This window comes from Nostoc sp. (assembly GCF_036919595.1).
Lineage (GTDB): Bacteria > Cyanobacteriota > Cyanobacteriia > Cyanobacteriales > Nostocaceae > Nostoc.
Genome location: NZ_JBALCO010000042.1, coordinates 63,557 through 83,372, shown reverse-complemented (window position 1 = coordinate 83,372; position 19,816 = coordinate 63,557). Strand labels below are relative to the sequence as shown.

Sequence of the window (19,816 nt, the reverse complement as noted above, 5' to 3'; positions counted from 1 at the left end):
CGATAACATGGGAATAAGTTTATTTCATGCTTCTCACACCACGTTTGGCCTCAGTTTTTTATGGAGATTCAGTTAATCAACATCGGCTTTGGTAACATCGTGTCTGCCAACCGAGTAGTTGCCATTGTCAGTCCAGAGTCTGCTCCAATTAAGCGGATTATTACCGATGCACGGGACAGAGGTCAACTGATTGATGCAACTTACGGTCGTCGAACTAGAGCTGTAATTATCACCGATTCCAGCCACATAATTCTGTCAGCAATTCAGCCGGAAACGGTAGCGAATCGCTTTGTGATTTCCCGCGATCATCAGACTGTAGATAATTAATTAGCAGTGGGTTATTCCCACTCTCCTTTGCATCATATCGGCAGTACCATGTGAATTATATAAGTTTTCTCTCACTCATGCTAGAAATTCTTTAGTCAATAGTGGACTTGGCCAGGAACACAAGACTAATGAATAATATCTATTGATTGATTCACAGGTTAAAGGGATGATGCCAGTTTTACCCATCCAAAGTAATGCTACTACTGAAGAATGCTTACATCTAGGCAGGTTGATTGTTTTAACTGGCCCCAGTGGGGTCGGTAAAGGTACTTTAATGCGATCGCTCTTACAACGTCATCCAGAATTGTATTATTCTGTATCGGTGACGACTCGTTCTCCCCGTCCAGGGGAAATCGATGGCAAAAATTATTACTTTATCAGCCGTAATCAGTTTGAACAATTGGTGGCTGAAGGGGAATTTTTGGAATGGGCAGAATTTGCTGATAACTATTACGGTACTTTGCGCGAAGCTGTGCTTAACCAAATTCATTCCGGCAAATTGGTGGTACTGGAAATTGAGTTAGAAGGGGCAAGACAAATTCGTGCTTCCTTCCCCAGTGCTTTCAGCATTTTTATTTTACCGCCTTCCTTTGATGAATTGGAGAAACGAATACGCGATCGCGCCCAAGATTCTGAAGAAGCGATCGCCCGTCGTCTACTCCGCGCCCAAGTAGAAATTAAAGCCGTGGACGAATTTGATATTCAAATCGTTAATGACGATTTTGAAACTGCTTTAAATGATATTGAAGCGGTTTTGTTTAAATAAGTTTAGGAGTTAAAAGTTAGGAATTTCAACTCCTAACTTCTAACCCCTAACTTCTGATTTCTAAATTAACCAAACAAACTTTGAATTGATGCTAGATTGCTAGTCAAAAAGTAAGCAACTACTGCACCACCAATACCACCAATCAAGAAAGAAAAGGCGAAGTCGTTCCAGCTTTCTTTAGAGTTAAAAGCATCTGCCGGAGGTCTAGGTACGGTAACGCTAGGAAGTGCTTTGGGCGGATTGCTATTCGCATATAGAGATAGAGCGCCGGTGAGGACAACAACCAAGCCTATAGCTGCTAATAATCCAGATAAGTTAGCATCAGCTGTGTCCCGCAGTGGGCCCAATTTGGCAAAGGGGCCAAATATCCAGTAACCATGAGCCATGCCAACTTCTACTGCACGTCTACCAGGGCTAATACCTTGACGATAGGCAGGTAAGTTATTAATGAACCACTTGCTCAAGGGAGAAGCATTAATTGGGGTTTCTAGGTTGCCTAGCTGTGGATCGCCGAATGCGGGAAAAACAACTTCCCGATTTCTAGGATCGCTGGGAAGATTCTTTGATGCATCTACTGCTTGTGCCATATTTTTATGTTCGCCTCTAAATTAAAATGGTGGCATTTTTATATTAATAATAATTGAGGCTAAATATGCTTTTTGATAGGGAAGTTTAGAAAAATTAATTTAGCTGCTTTCAAAAGTATGAAACTCGTGATGCTGGGATCAGCTTACGAGTTTCATAGAACTATTTTGTTAATAGTTAGTAGTTACTAATTATTAGTTAATTGTCAACTAACAGCTAACAAAATTTTTTAATCCTGTCTTCAACTTATGGTAGTGGGTGGAAAAGTAGGTCAGGAAACCAGTTGTTAAATAAAATCAACAAAACGGCTGTAAAAATCAAATTGACAAAAAGTAAAACTGGTCCCAAGGATAGATATTTCACGAAATAATTCTGTTGCATGAATCATTCTCCTAAATAAATCAAAAGTGGCAGCAAGGGTTAGCGTGGCGAAATGGGGATTTCTGTATCTTTAGCTACTAATTCGCCAGACAGAAATTCTTTTATCGCTGCTACGGGCCAAGTAAAGCCTGAGAGCATAATTGGCAGTGCCAAAGGTACTTCAATGATTACTTCTTTCAATTCCACGTTGTTGCCTTCTTTCTTGATCGCTTGTAGGTAGGCACGACCTACCCAACCAATCCAACCAGCAATATATAGAAAGAGAATGCTGGGGATCAGGAAGTCACCAGCATGATCTAAACGACCATCAACAATCAAGTGGGGGTAACCCTCAGGACCACACAGTTCTTGAGAATAACGCTCAAATCGCTTTATCCCTGATTCCGGGTCACCTGTGGTATTACGAGCATTAGCTGCTAGCTGTTGAAAAGCGGGATTGTCCTTGCACGGTGTCAAATTAGCCCCTAAAGCTTTTGCTGGGGAGGCAAAGTTGAACCAAAGACAAATCGCTAAAATCAAAGCAAACAATCGTCGCATGGAGTTGTTTCCTTTTACTACAAAACAAAAAGTTTTATGTACAAAACGAAGCGGCTTGTACAGTTGTTTATTTGCATAACTAGCAAATCATCATACTCTTGGGTGGTAACCGAGTAAAGTTTAAGTAAATAAAAGTTAAAGCTTCTCAACCAAAATGGAGTGCTGAGTGCTTAGTCACGAGTGCCAAGGATAAGAATTGTTGTTGTAGGGTAGTAAAGAAGCAAGATTTTGTCTCTACTACTCAAGACTCAGGACTCAACACTTTCAATGGCAACCGTTTTAGCAATAGAAACCAGCTGTGATGAAACTGCCGTCGCAATTGTTAACAATCGTAAAGTTTGCAGTAGTATTGTAGCCTCGCAAATTTTAGTCCATCAGCAGTATGGCGGGGTAGTACCGGAAGTAGCATCTCGCCAGCACTTGGAAACAATTAATGAAGTGATCGCACAAGCCCTAGAGCAAGCCCAACTAGACTGGGAGAAAATTGACGCAATTGCTGCCACTTGTGCCCCAGGACTGGTAGGAGCGCTGTTGGTGGGGTTAACTGCTGCTAAAACCCTGGCGATGGTACACAACAAACAATTTTTGGGAGTTCATCACCTCGAAGGTCACATTTACGCAACTTATTTGAGCGAATCAACTTTAAATCCCCCTTTCTTGAGTTTATTAGTTTCTGGCGGACATACAAGCTTGATTTATGTCAAAGGTTGTGGTATATACGAAACACTGGGACAAACCCGTGATGATGCAGCGGGTGAAGCCTTTGATAAGGTGGCACGATTGTTAAAGCTGGGTTATCCGGGTGGTCCAGTGATTGACAAGTTAGCACAACAGGGGAATTCCCAAAGCTTTAGCCTACCAGAAGGAAAAGTTTCTTTACCTGGTGGGGGATTTCATCGTTACGATACGAGTTTTAGTGGGTTAAAAACGGCTGTATTGCGTTTAGTACAGCAGTTAGAGAAAGACGGTGGACAAGTACCAGTGGCAGATGTAGCGGCTAGTTTTCAGGAAACCGTAGCGCGATCACTAACCAAAAGAGCGATCGCCTGTGCCTTGGACTATGGTCTAGACACAATTGCTGTTGGTGGCGGTGTAGCAGCTAATAGCGGGTTGAGAAAAAATCTCCAAGCCGCCGCCATTGAACATAATTTACGCGTCCTATTCCCACCTTTGAAATTCTGTACTGATAACGCCGCCATGATCGGCTGTGCCGCCGCTGACCATCTATCCTGTGGTCATACATCTCCCTTCACACTAAGCGTTGAGTCTAGGTTAGCGCTTACCCAAGTGATGAAGTTGTATCACCCGAAGTCATAAGGGGCAGGGGGAGCAGGGGGAGCAAGAATTTTAGATTTTAGATTTTGGATTTTAGATTAAAATTTAATCCAAAAGACGTTCGCAAACTCGCTCTAAGCGTTCGCGCAGCGTCTCATAGAGAAGCCATGCCGCAGGCTTTACGCTGCGCTATCGTCAATTCCATTATCCAAAATTGAATTGCCCAATGCCCAATACCTATTAACTATTAACAATCGACCGGATGTGATCAGCCACTGCATCCGGCTGTTCCAACATAGCCAGGTGTCCGCAATCAGGAATTTCCCAAACATTGTCACCACAATATTGGAACAGTCTGTGAAAGCTAGCTAAATGGCGCACATACTTGGGTTCCATAACCTTGTCTTCGGCACCAGCCAAAAAATAAACTGGCTGCTTCAATTGGGATACTAGCTCAGGTAAACGATTGATTTCTTCCTCAGTTGTGGAGTCTAACAGACTTCCCAGAGATGCTTCTGGGTCAGCCACGACGAAATCAATCAGCCGCTGACGTGCCCAATAGCGCTCCAAAGGACGAGCCACAGTGGCTCTGGTAAAGAGTAAATCAATCAAAGGCACTTGGGACAACCAGCGCGGACGGACTTGCAAAAATTTCTGACCCGCCGAGCGAAACTGCTCAAAGGCTTCTTTGAGATAAATACCACCACCAGCGTTAATACAGATGACTCCCTTAACACATTCAGGTATTTGATCTGCTCCCCAGAGAGCGATCGTGCCTCCCAAGGAGTGACCAATTAGCCAAGCACTGGTAATATTCAGCTGTTTCAAGAGAATTGCTAAATCCTGAGCATAGGCAACAGGAGTGTAAAGAGAATCGATTGGTGAGCCAACCGCACTACTGAAGATGGGCATCAGGCTCAGAGACGTCTGTGCCCGACTAAAATCGGTTTTTACCTGGGACTGGGATTCACCGAAACCCCGCAAATCATAGGACAGGCACTGCAAATCATCTGATAGGCGGGAAATCACAGGTTGCCAATACCCACGGCTATTGAGCCAACCGTGGATAAATACTAAAGCATGGGGGCAGGAAGTGGGAGCCGTTAGCTCGTATGCGTGTGGAACGCCCAAGATTTCGATAGTTGCCATACTTATATCGTACCCCTAAGGGCGGGTGCGACTAAATACGGAATGCGAAGAGTTAGGAGTTAAGAGTTAAGAGTGAGGAGTTGTTAATTTTTAACTCATAACTCATAATTCATAACTTTTTTCATTTACCCAGTAACCTCTGTCGCACCCCTTCAGCAATTTTGTGACCGAGATATTCAGGAATGAGGCTTTCATTCGGCCCCAACAAGTAAAGAATTAGGCGTGTACGTCCACGCCAAACCAGTAAATTGGCATTGACTACCAGCAGGTCTTCCTGCCAGATGGCGTACATCACTTTGTAGAATAATCCTGGTTGATTATCGGCTTCAATCACTAAGGCAGGGAGATGAAAGACCGGATCGACATAGAACTCAGTTTGTACCTGCTCTAAGCCTGTGTCAAGATTGAATTCCACTGCCAGCATCTCTTCTACCTCAAACCGACCTCCTAAAGCCTCGCGAATGGCGCGACAGACATTTTCTGCGGTTTTCTCGGTCAAGGCTTTACTACCACGAGACACCAACAGTTTGATAAAAACTAACATCGGCGGACGGATCTGACCGTATAGACTCAGACCGTGGATAGTCAACCCATAAGCTGCTAGCACACCAAAAATATCGCTGAGGAGAAAAGACTGGTTGCGGTAAGCAAAATGCAGGGCACTTTTGCTACCTTCCGGTTTCAGCTCAATAACAGCGCGTCTAGTTTTATAGAGACGGTAGGCTAGGCGCAAATTTTGCAGTTGAATCTCACTGCTGACGAATTGCTCATAAAACTGGGGAAACGCTCGGTTAAAGCGCTTTAGGAGTTCCAGTGTCGAAGATTTTAAACCAGAAGCCATTGTTAAGGGTAAGACTCGCTTGCTTTCGTCACCTGGGGACTAGGGGCTGGATGTTGGGGGCTGGGGACTGGGGATTAAGGAATAATTTTCCTAAATACTCAATCTCTTGTATACAATTCACTCCTAAGCTAACGTGCATTTAAGCTCTATACGAGCAATTGCTAGGATTAGGTTTTTAGTTTTTGAATGAGTGAATTTTTGATTACTTATATCCTTACCTTTTGGTGAATTTCTCCTAGCCTCTACAACAAAATGCTAAAGTTGAAAATGATTGGTGTGAAACACGCTCTAACTGGCTGTTACCATTGCAAATCCCGAAAACAACCGAAAAACTTTGAGTGTAAGGGGTAGTAAATGGGGGTAGCCATGTTAAACGTGAATCAACACTCCTGAGAGTGGAAACCAATTCAGTTATACTACCCGAACCACGTTGGCATGGGTTTTTGGAAAACTTGGTTTAGTACTCCTGAATCTGTAGCGACAAGTAGGACAAACCCCTTTGAAGAACATACAGTGGATGCTGCGGGCAACTCCAACCCCAGCAGCATTAGCGAAGCTTCTTTAAAGGAGGCTCGCATCGTCTTCAGCACGGAGCGAGATATTGACTTGTATGAGCTAGAAGAACTCTGTGATGCAGTTGGTTGGTCGCGTCGTCCTCTAAGAAAAGTGAAAAAAGCTATTGAGCATAGTTTTCTTGTCGCCTCAATGTGGCAGGTGAGAGGAAACCAAAAGCGGCTCATTGGTTTTGCCCGCGCTACCTCAGATCACGCGTTTAATGCCACTATTTGGGATGTGGTGGTTCACCCAGACTTTCAAAGTCAAGGACTGGGCAAGGCATTGATGAAATATGTTCTCAAAAAACTTAGGAGTGAAGAAATTAGTAATGTCACTCTCTTCGCCGACCCCCATGTTGTAGATTTCTACCGAACTATGGGGTTTATGGCTGATCCGGAAGGTATTAAAGGCATGTTCTGGTATCCTCACTAGCACTCAATCAAAATAAAACCAGATTTGCCCAAGAAAATCAGGTATAATAGTGAAACTCTATTATTTTGATGTGGCTTTGCTTTTTTTGAGCCGACGAACGCGCAAGTATATATCTTGTAAAACTAAGTCGGCAAAAACATCCATCAGTGTAAGGATGTAATCTTGATCGTCTTTACAGAATATAAAAGATATTAGGCATGAGGCGTGTTATCTGATATAATTAACTTAATACTTTTGGTAAAGTGTGATCGCTTTGGTGGGAAATTAAAACTAAACCCCAACCCAAAGAGTAGATAAGTCTAACCGGGATGTAGCGCAGCTTGGTAGCGCGCCTGCTTTGGGAGCAGGATGCCGCAGGTTCAAATCCTGTCATCCCGATTTAATTAATATAGTTAACAGTTAAGGTGGATTAACTAAAGTTTTCTTGCTAAGATGTGCAATTAAATTGTACCTTTTTAGGCATAATATCAATCAGGCTGTTAGGATGTTGGGTTGGCTATTAAAGCCTAACAGGCAAATTTCCTTTTTAAGCTGTAAGATGTTCCAGACACTGAGCTTTGTATAGATTTGAGAAAATATTAAAGCAAGCGCAGATGGAACGATTGATTAACTAATAGCGTCACCCGATATTATAAAAAGCTGATAAAGTGGCATTTATCATCTCCAAGGTAGATAGACAGAAAGACTTTTCACTATTTGAAAAGACATACATATAATATGCATCTACAGCATTTCGTGATCAATAGCAAAGCGAAATCGAGAAAAACACAACTTTAGCAGAGTCAATTTTGGAAAACAATACTATACTATAGCAACCCTAAATAGTTGTGGAATATTGGATTTAAACCGTTGATGGTTAACACTTAACCTCAACACGCACAATGAATTTTTCACAACTGAAATAGATTGCTATATAACTAAAGCTAGTTGGTGCTGTGCAAATCCAACCATTTGTTTCATTTAATTAATTGGATTATTGATGCGAGGAGTAGTCATGAAATCATTTATTCGCTTGGGCGCAACATTGGGTATAGCTGGCAGTGTATTCTTAGCAGGACTTTCAGGAATAGGCAATCTACCAGGAATAGGCAATCTAGAGGCGACGGCGTTGCCACAAGATCAGGTAGTGAAAACGCTCCAAGAAGTACCAATATTCACGCTCACCAATCCTAAAGGCGAATTCGTAGTTCTTTCGAGAAACAACGCATCCAAGCCTGTCTCTCAAGTGGGATTTTTTATTAGCAAGCAAGATGCTCAAAAATTCCTTGACAATCGGCTCAAAAAAGAAAACCCCCAGTTGGCAAGCACGCTACAGGTGAGACCTTTGTCTTTGGCAGACTACTATAAAATACTCCAAGAAAGCAAAAAGAAATCAGACTCTATAATTTATACTTTAGTACCGACGCAAGAACAAATAGCATCAGCAACTAGTATGCTGAATCAAAATGGTAAAAAAGGGCAGCAATTCAATGGTATTCCCTTATTTGTACCCAAATTTAAGAAAGATAATAGCTATTTGACCATTCCCGTCCCCAAAGGCAACGAGCGATTAATTCCATTCTTTTTTGAGAAAGAGCAAGCAGTAGCTCTGTTAGACCAATTCAAAAAAGCCGTGCCAAAGGAAGCAGACAATACTGAGATTCAGGTGGTGGATTTGTACGGTGTTATGGAGGCTCTTAATAGCAGCAACGATCCTGGTATAAATAAAATTCTTCTGTATCCATCAAGAGAGTCGATCAATTTTATTCGATCGCTTTCCCCGAATCAATCACCAGCTGCTAGGCCTGCTGCTGCGCCCGCTCCGAAAAAATAACGGATATGCACTCCAAGGTTGAGGCATGGGGGAGAAACATCTGATAGTTTCTGGTTTACAACTTTGGCAGTGGCGCAATACTGCTCACCAAGCAGCGATCGCCACTGATGTGCCACCAATGGAGGTAGATTGGCTGCTCCAAGAGGTAGCTGGGTTAGACCGCTTGGCACTGCGTTTGGAGTCTTTTAAAAACTGGCCGCAAATTCAGATGCAGTTGCCTTTAAAAGAGCTAGACCAGTTATGGCAAAGGCGATTAAATGACCGCTTGCCAGTGCAGTATATTGCTGGAGTTACACCTTGGCGTCACTTTAAAATCGCGGTGTCGAGTGCGGTATTAATTCCCAGACCAGAAACAGAGGGCTTAATTGATTTAGTAGCAGCTGCTAGCGGTGTGTCAGGACATTGGGCGGATTTGGGGACTGGGAGTGGAGCGATCGCTGTCGGATTAGCAGATGTCTTGCCAAAAGCAACAATTCATGCAGTTGATTACAGTTTAGAAGCTCTGGCGATCGCTCAAGCCAACGCCTATAATTTAGGTTTTGCTGACCGGATTAAATTTTATCAAGGTTCCTGGTGGGAGCCACTGGCATTTCTCAAAGGTCAGTTCAGTGGTATGGTATCTAATCCCCCTTACATACCTACCAGTACCTTACCGACTTTGCAACCAGAAGTAGTTAACCATGAACCACATCTAGCTTTGGATGGTGGCACTGATGGCTTAGATTGCATTCGCCATTTGATAGAAATTTCTCCCAGCTATTTGCAACCTGGTGGCGTGTGGTTAATTGAAATGATGGCAGGACAGGCGGATGCAGTCCGAGAACTTTTGCAAAATCAAGGTAGCTACTGTAAAATCCAAATTCACGCTGATTTAGCTGGAATTGAACGCTTTGCCCTTGCTTATAAAGTTAGGAGTGATGAGTGATGAATTATGAGATTCCTCACTCTTAACTTCTAACTCCTAACTTTGTAAACATGACACAAGTTTCTCTAACAAATTTAATAGCTGGCGCACGCGCTGGTCTTTTGGTGAGCTTTCCTACGGATACTGTTCCTGCACTTGCAGCGATACCAGAAAAAGCAGGATTAATTTTTGTGGCGAAGCAACGCAGTCAAGACAAACCTTTGATTTTGATGGCTGCTAGTGCTGAAGATTTGTGGCTGTATGTTAAAGGTAATGAAAACGAGTATAAAGTTTGGCAAGAAATAGCACGCAAATATTGGCCAGGAGGGCTGACATTAGTCTTACCAGCAAGTGATCGCCTGCCAAAAGTTATGAACCTCATCGACCCGACAACAATTGGCATCCGAGTCCCAAACAGTGCGATCGCCCAAACTATTTTGGCGCAAACAGGCCCTCTTGCCACCACTAGTGCCAATTTTTCCGGTCAACCGCCTTTGCAAACGATGGCAGAAATTGAGGTTCAGTTTCCCAAGGTTTTGACTCTAGCAACGACAGAATACCAGGGTGAAATACTAGGGGTGGGTGTACCTTCCACCGTTGCTAAATGGACAGGGATAAATTGGCAAATTTTGCGGCAAGGTGCGATCAAGTTAGAGATTTCAACTGATAACCAGATATAGGTAGCTATAATATTGTTTTCCTGATTTGAACAACAGAGAAATCTGGAACTTTAGTTTGCGCTGTTGTGGTTAATTAACAAGTTAATAATTACCAAATTATGAATTGGAGCAACTGGATATATCTAGGAGCAGGATTAGCACTAGGTATAAGTTTTCATAGGTTATTTGCGCGATGGCTACGCCCAGAGCAGGCATCGTCAAACGTTTCATTTAGCTCATCCCCACCAGCACCATTAGATCAAGAGGATATGCCACCAGTATCGCAACAGCTACAGCAAACGCAGCTGGCATACCAAATGGCAAGGGAAATGGGCCAGTTTAAAGCTGGTTTTTTGGCGCGGACTACCCATGAATTGCGATCGCCCCTTAATGGTCTGATTGGCTTACATCAGTTAATTTTGTCGGATCTGTGTGAAGACGCCGCTGAAGAGCGAGAATTTATCGCCCAAGCTCACGAGCGAACGCTGAAGTTACTCAAGCTGATGGATGAAATTCTCAACGTTGCTAGAACTGAACATGGTAGCAATAAATTAGATATTTACCCCAGACCATTAGCCCAAATTTTGGAAGAGGTTCATAACTTAACTTATATGCTGGCGGCAAATCGCAATTTTCCCTTGCAATTGTTACCCGCCAACCCAGAAACTTATGTTTTGACAGATTACCTCTGGCTCCGTCAAATATTGATAAGTTTAATAGACATTGCCATTACTCAGATGCAGGAAGGCAGCATTTGTATTTCCAGCAGCACTGTGCCTACAACTAATTTTGTTAATATTTGGCTGGATATACCAACCCATGCCATACCCTGGAGCGAGCCGATTGATTTGATCAAATCTCAAGAGCAGCCAAGCCAGATTAACCAAAATAACGCTGCTCTTTCGCCCGGTATGAGGCTATTAATCAATCAGACTTTAGTGGAAGTTATGGGAGGAAAGTTAGAAATTCTGCCCTCGACCATTGTGAAGGAACCATCTAGGCAGGTTACCAGACTACAAATCTCTATCCCCCTAGTGATTCCTGAAACTGATCTTCTGTAGCAGGAAGGAAAGCAAGGTGAGCTAGGTTGTATAGCACCATCGCAGTAGTTGTGTTGGGCTGGAAACCAATCTTTTCGTAAAATCCCTGCTGGTGAGTAGTCATCAGGTAAACACGCTCAACCCACCTGATGCGGGGATGACTCAAAACTGTTTTTACTAAATTGCTTCCCAACCCATTACTTTGATACTCTGGATGAATCACAACATCCCAAATCGTGGCACGATATATGCCATCAGATGTTGCTCTAGCAAAGCCAATTAGTTGATCGCCAAGGCAGACGGAAATCACTGGCTCACTATTAGCAATAGCTATACCTAAATCCTCAATACTGCGGCCCTTTGCCCAGAAAGCTGAAACGTTTAACAGTTCTTGAAGTTGGTGAAGGTCAATTTCAGACTTGCGATCACTAAATTGAATCTGAGACTCGTTCATGTATGGCATCCACTTTTGGCAGTATCTTTGTATAGTTAAGTCATATTTTGCTAGAAATTGCTGTACGTGTATATGTATATGCAACGATAAAGAAAAATTAATCACAAACCCACTTCCACAGAGGATGAGTAGGCCCCTGCTGACGTATCCGATAAACTTGTTTTTCTAAACGTTGTTTTTCCTGCTGTGGTAGTCCGAGTAAGATATTTCGACTTTGCCAAACTAAAACAGCAGCAGTCATCCCAATACAAAAGGCTAAACCGAACGTAGATAGTGGATGGTAGAAAAGTCCATATCGCACCGCTACCCAGGTAAAATATTGTTCCCACAAAGAAATTTCTGCACGTAGATCCCAGAAGCTAACAGGCGCAATGGTAAGCCACAAACAACCGACAAATAGCCATCTTCCATATACTGTCAGTTTGTGTAGCCTTTGTACTTGTTGAATAAAGGATGCGTCAGAGTTCTCAAATTCTGGGTCAGTAGTTAATGGTTCTTCAGGTTGATCCATAGGGGAATAAAATTGCAAAGCATAGATGAGCAATTCAAAATGCTTTAACCCAATTGTGAAATGCACACAAGTTTAACTATCCTGAGAACTGGCAGATGTATCAATTGGCTCTGCGTTCTCCACCAGCTGGTATTCACTCCTGCGCTCTCGCCACCAAGCCAGGAGAGAACCGGCAATGAAAATACTTGAATATGCACCCATTGTGAATCCAATAATTAAGGTAAGGGCGAAGTTTCTCAGGGTTTCGCCGCCAAATAGGAATAGGGAAAACAATGTTAGCAAAACGGTGAACGTGGTATTAATTGATCGCGTTAAAGTTTGATTGATTGCATCATCAACAACTTTGTCAATGTGATCGTTAGGATGTAGATTTAGTATTTCCCGAATGCGATCGTAGATGACCACGGTATCTGTCACCGAGAAACCAGTAATAGTCAAAATAGCAACGACGAAAAGGCTATCAACTTCAATACCTGATACTAATCCCAAGATGGAGAAAGCACCCAGCGTAATCAAAACATCATGGAACAAGGCAATAATTGCGATTACGGCATAGTCCACCTGGAACCGCACACTCAAATAAATAACGATCCCAGCAAAGGAGACAGCCAGAGCTAATAACCCTTGGGTAAATAACTGACGACCAAGTGTCGGGCCAACAGTATCAATTTGAGTGGCTTTGGGGTTAAAGGCTCCAAGTTTTTCACTCAAAGCTGTTTGCAACTGGGTGCGTTGCTCGACATCTAATGTCTTTGTGCGAATGGATATTCCCTGTTGGTTTTTACCAACAACTTGGATGCTACTATTATTTAGCTTCTCGGCGTCAACTACTTCTCTGACATCAGAGATATTAATCGGTTGAGTACATTTGTCTGGTTGTGTACAATCGCGTTCAAATTGTAGTCGTGTACCACCAACAAAATCTAAACTGGGACGTAGCGGTGCGCCTAGTTGTTGCCAAGAAATCAGCATCGCCACGATGCTAATGATCATCAGGGTGGCAGAAATTGTCCACCAAAGTCTCCGCTGTTTGACGACACTAAATTTCATGAATGCACCTCCGCACCAGACTTAATTGACGTTGAGAGATTGGGACAAAACAACTCTGGCTTACGCAATTTGGGAAACCCCAATGTTAGGAACAGCAGTGTGCGACTACAAGTAATTGCAGTAAACAAATTCACCCCTAACCCTAGCGCCAATGTCAAAGCAAAGCCTTTAACTAAACCTGCTCCTAACCAAAACAGTGCTGCACAAGAAATTAATGATGTGACATGACTATCTAAAATGCTAGACCAAGCTCGGTAGAATCCTGACTCTACAGAACGATATAAAGTTTTACCAGCACGTAATTCTTCACGGGTGCGCTCAAAAATCAATACGTTAGCATCAACTGCCATGCCGATACTGAGGATAAACCCAGCAATACCGGGGAGAGTTAATGTAATGCCTAACAAAGCGAAGGTGGCATAGGTCAATAGCGCATAGATAATCAAAGAAAAGTCGGCAATTAACCCTGGTAGTCGGTAGTAAACTAACATGAAAATCAATACTAACAGCAATCCGCCAATACCAGCGTAAATACTGCGTTGAATACTATCTTTACCTAAGGTTGCTCCGACGGTACGGTTTTCAACTATTTCTACTGGTACGGGTAATGCACCACCGCGTAGTTGCACGCCTAAGTCATTAGCTTGTTGTGCGGTAAAACGTCCTGTAATTACAGCAGAGCCACCACTAATACCTGCGGCGGCAAATTCTATACCTACGGTAGGAGCGCTGATCAGTTCATTGTCCAGAAAAACACCAATGCTACGCCCAGTACCGGCAAGATTTTTTGTCAAATTGGCAAACAGTTCACCACCCTTTTGATCGAAGCGAATGCCAACATGCCAGTTGTTACCTTGAGTGGGTTCACCATAGGCATCCTTGAGGTATTTGCCAATTAGCGGTGGATTGGTGCTTTCAAACAATTGGGCGATCGCTTGATTATTTTTTTGTAAATCTTCTTGATTCTTATCAATTGCTGCTTTGTCAGTACTCTTTCTCAATTCTTCTTGCTTGACTTTTAATTCTGATCTAGATGCTTGGAAGGCAAACAGTTGGGTTTCTGTATTCGGCTTTTGGCTACGAAATTCTAACTGCGCCGTCCCCCCTAGCACCCGTTCGGCTTGCTCTGGATCGTTGACCCCTGGCAATTGTACCAATATTTTATCTGAACTGACTGTTTGGATGACTGGCTCAGAAACACCCAGACCATTAATCCGACCTTCGACAACTTTCTTCACACCTTCCAGTTCTCGTTCGGTGATTTTGGGAATTTCCGGTGATGGTTTCACTTGAATTGTTAGCTGTGAGCCTCCGCGCAAGTCCAGTCCAAGGGGTATCGGAATTGTGGCAATCACCGTAATCGCGGCGATTATCAGGACTAAAATTAAAATTAATAGCGATCGCTGTCTTTGCATACCATAACTCGCATCTGACAAACGCTATAATAGCGCTCTTTTGAGGAGTTATGAGTAAGTATTGGGTACTAGGGATCGGGCATTGGGAATTGGGCATGAGTTATTCTCCTAATCCCCATTACCCCTTATCCTCAGAGGGGGCCCCACCTTCCCCAGTCCCCAGTTTCCAATCCTTATACTCGCAACGCCACCATTTTTTCCACAGCTTCTACTATTTGCTCTGGTTGAATGATTGTTAGTCGTTCCAGATTGCCGTTGTAAGGTGTGGGGATATCTTGGGAAGAAAGCCGCAGTACTGGCGCATCCAATTCATCGAATAAGCGATCGTTTATTGAGGCGATGACTTCTGCTCCAATACCCGCAGTTCGCATCGATTCTTCCACAACAATGACTTTATGGGTTTTACGTATTGATGCACCAATGGTATCAAAATCTAATGGTTTGAGGGATATTAAATCGATAACTTCTGGATCGTATCCTTGTTTTTCAAGAGTTTTTACGGCTTGCACTACATGATGGCGCATCCGCGAGTAAGTAATAATTGTTACGTCTTTCCCTTGACGCACAATTTCTGCTTTATCTAAGGGGAGTAAATATTCTTCTTCTGGTAAATCTTCTTTCAAGTTGTAAAGCAGAACGTGTTCAAAGAACAACACAGGGTTATCATCGCGGATAGCAGATTTTAGTAGTCCTTTGGCGTTTCTTGGTGTGGAGCAGGCAACAATCTTCAACCCTGGCACAGCTTGGAAGTAAGTTTCTAGTCGCTGAGAATGTTCTGCTCCTAGCTGTCTTCCCACACCTCCAGGGCCGCGAATTACCATCGGAATTTTAAAGTTACCGCCAGAAGTATAGCGCAGCATCCCAGCATTATTGGATATTTGGTTGAAGGCGAGCAGTAAAAAGCCCATATTCATACCTTCGATTATGGGACGTAACCCAGTCATCGCTGCTCCTACTGCCATACCAGTAAAGCTGTTTTCAGCAATAGGCGTGTCTAGAATGCGGAGTTCGCCATATTTTTGGTACAGGTCTTTGGTAACTTTATAGGAACCGCCGTAATGTCCAACATCTTCACCAAGAACGAATACGCTAGAGTCACGCGCCATTTCTTCATCAATGGCTTCCCGTAAGGCGTTGAAGAATAGTGTTTCTGCCATTTAGACCTTTTAGCATGATTATGGTTTTAAAATTTTATCGTGCTGCTGTCGCAAATACGGTGAGCGATCGCACTAGTTAGAGATTGGTTTTTTAAACGAGCCGCCCCAAGCATAGAGCGAGTAATTGCCATAACTATATCAAAGCTATTTTATTTAGATTTTAGAGGTTTTATGAGCGATCGCCTTATCCTCTGGCAAATGAGGCAACATTCTATTTGTGTACTATCATGCAAAAAAATATAAATGTGTAGGTTGGGTTGAGGAACGAAACCCAAAATTTTGTGGGATTTGTTGGGAAACGCTTAAGCTCAACCTAACCTACCAATCTAAACCTATCTAATTTCTTTGCGAAGCCTCCTCGATGTTATAAATTTTCACCGCAAAGGTCAGCAAAACCGTGAGTTGCAAAGAGGATGAATCGATATTGCTTGAGTTTTGCACTAGTTGCTAGATTGTAATTAGCATCAAAATCAAAAGCGTGTAAACTTTCCGAGGCTGGTACAAGTTTTAATATTCGTTCGGCTTCTGTGCGCGTACCTGGCAGCTGTCCCCATCCCGCACGGTTAAGATTTCTCGCGGATTGTTGAAGGCTAGACTGTTCGAGGTTGAGTTCGGGGCCTAGAGAAGGGGGTTTACCTGTGAATCTGTCGTCATCAACCGCAAATATAGGGTCAGCAAGAACAGCTAGGGTTTTGGGTGCAGCTTGGCGTTTGTTCAAATCTTGCCTGTGGGTGGCGATCGCAGTGACAGAGGGTAGATTTACAATCTCGTGGTTCACTAAAAGGGGTTGATAATTAGATTTCCCTGCCTGTGGCGACTTTTCAAGCTGAGGGATTTGATTTGGTTCTGATAATGCTGTAAAAGGAATTTCTTGCAATGCACCATCTGCAACAATTACCAAACGTTTTTTCCCCAACTTTCCTGAAACGCGTGCAAGGATAAGCTGGCTAAGTTCAGTCGCAGCTTGAGTAATTTCTTGAAAATCTTTGGCTTTTTGCTCTGCGGGTAACTTCTGGCAGTCAGTACCTGGTTTTTGACATTTTGTCAATAGTTCCTTGAACTTTCCTGCTGATGTTTCTATCGCTTCGCGTCCAGGGAGTTTGTAGCTATTGATGGAATTAGGAGTGACAGCCCAAAGATAGCTGCGTTCTTTACCCAAGGAATATTGCAGTAACAGAGTATCTTTATCTAGTTGTTGCTGAATCTGGGGTAACTTTAGGATGTCCCGTTCTGGGTCTGGATCTTGTAATCCAGCAAATTTAGGGTTACTAATGCGGATTTTGGTTTGTAGTTCTTTTTGTTGACTCAGGAGGTTATCAATTTCCTTTTGGGCTGCTGCTTGCGCTTCTTTGTTACTAGATAGCTTTTGGAGCAGTTTCACTTGAGCATCAAGTTTCCACCGCAAACGCTTTTCCTCTACCAAAAGTTTTGGGTCAGCACCTTTGCGGATATCTACTCTAGCTTTAGTTAAGAGTTCTACCAAACTCCTAGCACGCGATCACTCACTAATGTGCAGTGCTAATGCGTCGTATCCTTTTGATGGGTCTTTTTCGTGCAACTGCATCAGCAAGTCGATGTAAAACTTGTAATAATCTTGCACTGTGGCGAAGTAGGAAGTACGCAAGTCCTCGTCACTAACTTTAGTGCGTATACCTTCTACGATCGCAATTGTGGCTTGAATTTGAGTGAGGGCATCTTGAAGATTACCTCTATCACGCTCCGTCACAGCAAGATTGTATAGTGTGTCAGGTTGGCCTGCCTTATCCGCTAATTTCTGCCGCAGCGCTAGTACTTGATTGTAGGTATCAATTGCCTGCTGCGGTTGCTTCAAAGCATTGTAAATCTTGCCTAAGTAGTCAAGTGAGTTTGCTTCTCCCAAGCGAAACCCCATATTGTGCCACGCTGATAGCCCTTCTTTGGATGATTCGAGGGCTTTTTGATATTCACCCGATGCCAGATATACTCTGCTCAAAAAGAATGAGGCTACACCTTTGTAAAAGTTGTCATTTTGTTGGCTAGTTAATACCTCAAGCTTCTTGGCATTATCTAACGCCTGAGGATAATTCTTCGATAACTCGTAAACCTTAACTAACCCAACCAGTGCGTTCTGTTCCGACGAGAAATACTTTTGTTCATGGCTCAAATTCAGTGCGGAGTTACAAGATTCCAATGCTTGCTTATAATCTTGAGCTTTGCGGGAGACATTACACATATCATTAAGAGTTATGGCTTCCGTATTGCGATCGCCTAGCCGCTCAAATATTTTTAACGCCTGCTCACTTGTTTCAAGACTTTGCTTATAGTCGCCTAATGAACTGTAAACTAGAGCCATATCTTTGAGGGTTTTCGCTTCTTCAGGGAGAAGTTTTAGCCGTCTTTGAATATCTAGTGCTTTGTGGTGATAGTCCAGTGCTTGCTGCGGTTCACCCATTGAAAGATGAGTTCCGGCAATGCTATTGAGCGTTTGAGCCTCCATTGCTGAATTTTCAATGGCACGGGTTAGTGCTAAAGCTTCGTTAAAAGAGTCTAGCTCTTTTTGTTTCTCACCTAATAAACTATAGACATTTGCGATTGAGTAAAGTGCGCTGGCTTCCGAATTGCGGTTCTCTATTTTTTGTGCGACCGTTCGCGCTTGGTTTAAGTAGTTCAGTGCCTCCTGAAAATCATATAAAGAAGCGTAGGTGGTACCAATAATAGAAAGAACGCTGGCTTTTGTGAGCAAGTCAGTTTCAGGCAGTCTTGCTAGTGCTGTTTTTTGTAGCTGTAGTGCTTCTTTTAAGGATGCTAATGCGTTTTGCTTGTCGCCTGAGAAGTTGTAGACTAAGGCCATCAAACTGAGAATTTGAGCTTGCTTAAGTAAATCCTTCCTTTGACGCTGGATCTCTAGTGCCTGATTAAAAAACTTAAGTGCATTCTGGTAATCACCTAATGAATCATAGTATGTTACACCAATAAGCTGAAGTATACTCGCCTGCCTTTCTGGCTTTTTGTTCCTCCGATGAATCTCCAACGCCTTATTGTAGAAGTCAATTGCCTCTTGTGCCTGACCCAAATCCTTATAGTCTTGGGCAATTGAACTAAGTGTATCAGCAGCTGAAGAGTCTTGTTTTTCAGCCTGAAACACTGATAGTGCTTGGTTGTAATAGTCTATTGCTTTTTGCTTGTCGCCAAAACCAGAGTAAATACTAGCGATACCCAAGAGTATATTACCTTTTATAATGCGGTGTTTGGGTTCAAGTTGAATAACTAACCCTTGGTTAAAATATTCCAGTGCTTTTTGGTTTTCACCCAGAAGACTGTAATCTGTGCCTATATAGTGCAGTATTGCAGCTTCTGCAAAGCCAGCATACTTTGGGATAGTAACTCTTATATCTTTTTGCCGCCAGATTTCCAGTAATTCTTCCCATTTAGCAATTCCTTGTCGCCGAGATTTTCCTGTTTCTTGATTAAACAGTTTCATAGCTTCATCAGACAGTTGCTGAGTTCGAGCAAAGGCTGTATTCACCTTAGCCTTTACATAGGGTGTTGCTTGCTCTAGTTTTTGTTGCTCTTCTGACGACAATCCTAGTCCTTGATCCTTTGGGGAGTTAGGTTTAGTAGGGGCTTGTGGCTGTTGTGCTATCAACAAACTTCTACTCAAAGGTCTTGCGGCGATATCTTTTTTTGTTTGTGTAACCGCATTCTTGCTGGTCATAGATGTTGACCTATAAGTGCTTGCTGTTACCCCCATCGACTCAGACAACAAAACCGTACTCAGCAACAAAGTTAAACTGTAGCGGGTAAATTTTGGTAGCAAGCACCAGAAAACCCACTGAGATTTTGCACTCCCCATCATTTTTAACCTCAATCAGTGATTATTGACAGCCCTATTCCTGCCGGAACCAATCCCGCTTATTAGTAAATTATTTAATTGTCCTCAGGGATCTTGCTGAAACTTTATGTTGATTTTATGGGTGTGGTCAGAG

20 protein-coding genes and 1 tRNA gene are annotated in these 19,816 nt (G+C 42.9%); 9 read left to right on the top strand and 12 right to left on the bottom strand.

The window, feature by feature from the left end; genetic code table 11:
* Positions 1–60 precede the first annotated feature (60 nt).
* Positions 61–327, top strand: a complete 267-nt coding sequence (gene remA, locus V7K21_RS05840) for an extracellular matrix/biofilm regulator RemA (protein ID WP_273769630.1) — start codon at positions 61–63, stop codon at positions 325–327.
* Between the two features lie 166 nt (positions 328–493).
* Positions 494–1,093, top strand: coding sequence for a guanylate kinase (gene gmk, locus V7K21_RS05835; RefSeq protein ID WP_335172461.1), 600 nt, complete (start codon positions 494–496; stop codon positions 1,091–1,093).
* 65 nt (positions 1,094–1,158) lie between these two features.
* On the opposite strand, the gene V7K21_RS05830 is transcribed toward gmk, so the two are convergent.
* From V7K21_RS05830 to V7K21_RS05820, 3 genes are all read right to left on the bottom strand, one after another.
* Positions 1,159–1,680 carry a photosystem I reaction center protein subunit XI gene (locus tag V7K21_RS05830; protein ID WP_335172376.1) on the bottom strand — a complete coding sequence of 174 codons (522 nt, stop codon included), beginning with the start codon at positions 1,678–1,680 and terminating at the stop codon, positions 1,159–1,161.
* 244 nt (positions 1,681–1,924) lie between these two features.
* Entirely contained in the window at positions 1,925–2,059 is a 135-nt protein-coding gene (locus tag V7K21_RS05825) for a Photosystem I reaction center subunit IX (protein ID WP_334724076.1), read from the bottom strand.
* Positions 2,060–2,098: 39 nt separating this feature from the next.
* Positions 2,099–2,596, bottom strand: a complete 498-nt coding sequence (locus tag V7K21_RS05820; protein ID WP_334798222.1) for a Photosystem I reaction center subunit III — start codon at positions 2,594–2,596, stop codon at positions 2,099–2,101.
* Positions 2,597–2,863: 267 nt separating this feature from the next.
* On the opposite strand from V7K21_RS05820, the gene tsaD reads away from it, so the two are divergent.
* The gene (tsaD, locus tag V7K21_RS05815; protein ID WP_335172374.1) at positions 2,864–3,913 is read left to right on the top strand and encodes a tRNA (adenosine(37)-N6)-threonylcarbamoyltransferase complex transferase subunit TsaD; all 1,050 of its coding nucleotides are present in this window, start codon (positions 2,864–2,866) and stop codon (positions 3,911–3,913) included.
* 198 nt (positions 3,914–4,111) lie between these two features.
* On the opposite strand, the gene V7K21_RS05810 is transcribed toward tsaD, so the two are convergent.
* Positions 4,112–5,020, bottom strand: a complete 909-nt coding sequence (locus tag V7K21_RS05810) for an alpha/beta fold hydrolase (RefSeq protein WP_335172372.1) — start codon at positions 5,018–5,020, stop codon at positions 4,112–4,114.
* A gap of 121 nt (positions 5,021–5,141) precedes the next feature.
* Positions 5,142–5,861: a hypothetical protein gene (locus V7K21_RS05805; RefSeq protein ID WP_012410214.1), complete on the bottom strand. Its 720-nt coding sequence runs from the start codon at positions 5,859–5,861 to the stop codon at positions 5,142–5,144.
* Positions 5,862–6,296: 435 nt separating this feature from the next.
* Here V7K21_RS05805 and V7K21_RS05800 point away from each other — a divergent pair, with 435 nt between their 5' ends.
* The 6 genes from V7K21_RS05800 to V7K21_RS05775 all read left to right on the top strand — a co-directional run bounded on the left by V7K21_RS05800 (position 6,297) and on the right by V7K21_RS05775 (position 11,285).
* Entirely contained in the window at positions 6,297–6,848 is a 552-nt protein-coding gene (locus V7K21_RS05800; protein WP_273763853.1) for a GNAT family N-acetyltransferase, read from the top strand.
* Positions 6,849–7,152: 304 nt separating this feature from the next.
* Positions 7,153–7,226 (top strand) — tRNA-Pro (locus V7K21_RS05795).
* Positions 7,227–7,842: 616 nt separating this feature from the next.
* Positions 7,843–8,661, top strand: coding sequence for a Tic22 family protein (locus tag V7K21_RS05790; RefSeq protein ID WP_335172370.1), 819 nt, complete (start codon positions 7,843–7,845; stop codon positions 8,659–8,661).
* A gap of 25 nt (positions 8,662–8,686) precedes the next feature.
* The gene (gene prmC / locus V7K21_RS05785) at positions 8,687–9,586 is read left to right on the top strand and encodes a peptide chain release factor N(5)-glutamine methyltransferase (protein ID WP_335172368.1); all 900 of its coding nucleotides are present in this window, start codon (positions 8,687–8,689) and stop codon (positions 9,584–9,586) included.
* Between the two features lie 50 nt (positions 9,587–9,636).
* Complete coding sequence (locus V7K21_RS05780; RefSeq protein ID WP_335172366.1) at positions 9,637–10,245, top strand: L-threonylcarbamoyladenylate synthase; 609 nt, start codon at positions 9,637–9,639, stop codon at positions 10,243–10,245.
* Positions 10,246–10,343: 98 nt separating this feature from the next.
* On the top strand, positions 10,344–11,285 hold the full coding sequence (locus V7K21_RS05775; RefSeq protein WP_335172364.1) for a sensor histidine kinase: 942 nt from the start codon (positions 10,344–10,346) through the stop codon (positions 11,283–11,285).
* Here the strand turns inward: V7K21_RS05775 and V7K21_RS05770 are convergent.
* From V7K21_RS05770 to V7K21_RS05740, 7 genes are all read right to left on the bottom strand, one after another.
* A complete protein-coding gene (locus V7K21_RS05770) occupies positions 11,248–11,718 on the bottom strand; it encodes a GNAT family N-acetyltransferase (protein WP_335172362.1) in 471 nt (156 codons plus the stop codon). The two genes, V7K21_RS05775 and V7K21_RS05770, sit on opposite strands and share 38 nt — an antisense overlap.
* A 97-nt stretch (positions 11,719–11,815) precedes the next feature.
* Positions 11,816–12,229 carry a hypothetical protein gene (locus tag V7K21_RS05765; protein ID WP_335172360.1) on the bottom strand — a complete coding sequence of 138 codons (414 nt, stop codon included), beginning with the start codon at positions 12,227–12,229 and terminating at the stop codon, positions 11,816–11,818.
* Between the two features lie 72 nt (positions 12,230–12,301).
* Positions 12,302–13,279 (bottom strand): protein translocase subunit SecF, encoded by a 978-nt coding sequence (gene secF, locus V7K21_RS05760; protein WP_335172358.1) that lies wholly within the window; start codon positions 13,277–13,279, stop codon positions 12,302–12,304.
* A complete protein-coding gene (gene secD, locus V7K21_RS05755; RefSeq protein ID WP_335172459.1) occupies positions 13,276–14,694 on the bottom strand; it encodes a protein translocase subunit SecD in 1,419 nt (472 codons plus the stop codon). Before secD ends, secF begins: the two co-directional genes overlap by 4 nt.
* Before the next feature lie 173 nt (positions 14,695–14,867).
* A complete protein-coding gene (locus V7K21_RS05750) occupies positions 14,868–15,851 on the bottom strand; it encodes an alpha-ketoacid dehydrogenase subunit beta (RefSeq protein ID WP_335172356.1) in 984 nt (327 codons plus the stop codon).
* Positions 15,852–16,215: 364 nt separating this feature from the next.
* Positions 16,216–17,334: a CHAT domain-containing protein gene (locus V7K21_RS05745; protein ID WP_335172354.1), complete on the bottom strand. Its 1,119-nt coding sequence runs from the start codon at positions 17,332–17,334 to the stop codon at positions 16,216–16,218.
* 15 nt (positions 17,335–17,349) lie between these two features.
* Positions 17,350–19,686: a tetratricopeptide repeat protein gene (locus V7K21_RS05740; RefSeq protein WP_335172352.1), complete on the bottom strand. Its 2,337-nt coding sequence runs from the start codon at positions 19,684–19,686 to the stop codon at positions 17,350–17,352.
* Positions 19,687–19,816 lie beyond the last annotated feature (130 nt).

Bases quoted from the DNA above. Each gene is read 5' to 3' on its own strand.
- remA (WP_273769630.1), top strand. From the start codon at position 61: ATGGAGATTCAGTTAATCAACATCGGCTTTGGTAACATCGTGTCTGCC.
- gmk (WP_335172461.1), top strand. From the start codon at position 494: ATGATGCCAGTTTTACCCATCCAAAGTAATGCTACTACTGAAGAATGC.
- V7K21_RS05830 (WP_335172376.1), bottom strand. From the start codon at position 1,680: ATGGCACAAGCAGTAGATGCATCAAAGAATCTTCCCAGCGATCCTAGA.
- V7K21_RS05825 (WP_334724076.1), bottom strand. From the start codon at position 2,059: ATGCAACAGAATTATTTCGTGAAATATCTATCCTTGGGACCAGTTTTA.
- V7K21_RS05820 (WP_334798222.1), bottom strand. From the start codon at position 2,596: ATGCGACGATTGTTTGCTTTGATTTTAGCGATTTGTCTTTGGTTCAAC.
- tsaD (WP_335172374.1), top strand. From the start codon at position 2,864: ATGGCAACCGTTTTAGCAATAGAAACCAGCTGTGATGAAACTGCCGTC.
- V7K21_RS05810 (WP_335172372.1), bottom strand. From the start codon at position 5,020: ATGGCAACTATCGAAATCTTGGGCGTTCCACACGCATACGAGCTAACG.
- V7K21_RS05805 (WP_012410214.1), bottom strand. From the start codon at position 5,861: ATGGCTTCTGGTTTAAAATCTTCGACACTGGAACTCCTAAAGCGCTTT.
- V7K21_RS05800 (WP_273763853.1), top strand. From the start codon at position 6,297: ATGGGTTTTTGGAAAACTTGGTTTAGTACTCCTGAATCTGTAGCGACA.
- V7K21_RS05790 (WP_335172370.1), top strand. From the start codon at position 7,843: ATGAAATCATTTATTCGCTTGGGCGCAACATTGGGTATAGCTGGCAGT.
- prmC (WP_335172368.1), top strand. From the start codon at position 8,687: ATGGGGGAGAAACATCTGATAGTTTCTGGTTTACAACTTTGGCAGTGG.
- V7K21_RS05780 (WP_335172366.1), top strand. From the start codon at position 9,637: ATGACACAAGTTTCTCTAACAAATTTAATAGCTGGCGCACGCGCTGGT.
- V7K21_RS05775 (WP_335172364.1), top strand. From the start codon at position 10,344: ATGAATTGGAGCAACTGGATATATCTAGGAGCAGGATTAGCACTAGGT.
- V7K21_RS05770 (WP_335172362.1), bottom strand. From the start codon at position 11,718: ATGAACGAGTCTCAGATTCAATTTAGTGATCGCAAGTCTGAAATTGAC.
- V7K21_RS05765 (WP_335172360.1), bottom strand. From the start codon at position 12,229: ATGGATCAACCTGAAGAACCATTAACTACTGACCCAGAATTTGAGAAC.
- secF (WP_335172358.1), bottom strand. From the start codon at position 13,279: ATGAAATTTAGTGTCGTCAAACAGCGGAGACTTTGGTGGACAATTTCT.
- secD (WP_335172459.1), bottom strand. From the start codon at position 14,694: ATGCAAAGACAGCGATCGCTATTAATTTTAATTTTAGTCCTGATAATC.
- V7K21_RS05750 (WP_335172356.1), bottom strand. From the start codon at position 15,851: ATGGCAGAAACACTATTCTTCAACGCCTTACGGGAAGCCATTGATGAA.
- V7K21_RS05740 (WP_335172352.1), bottom strand. From the start codon at position 19,686: ATGATGGGGAGTGCAAAATCTCAGTGGGTTTTCTGGTGCTTGCTACCA.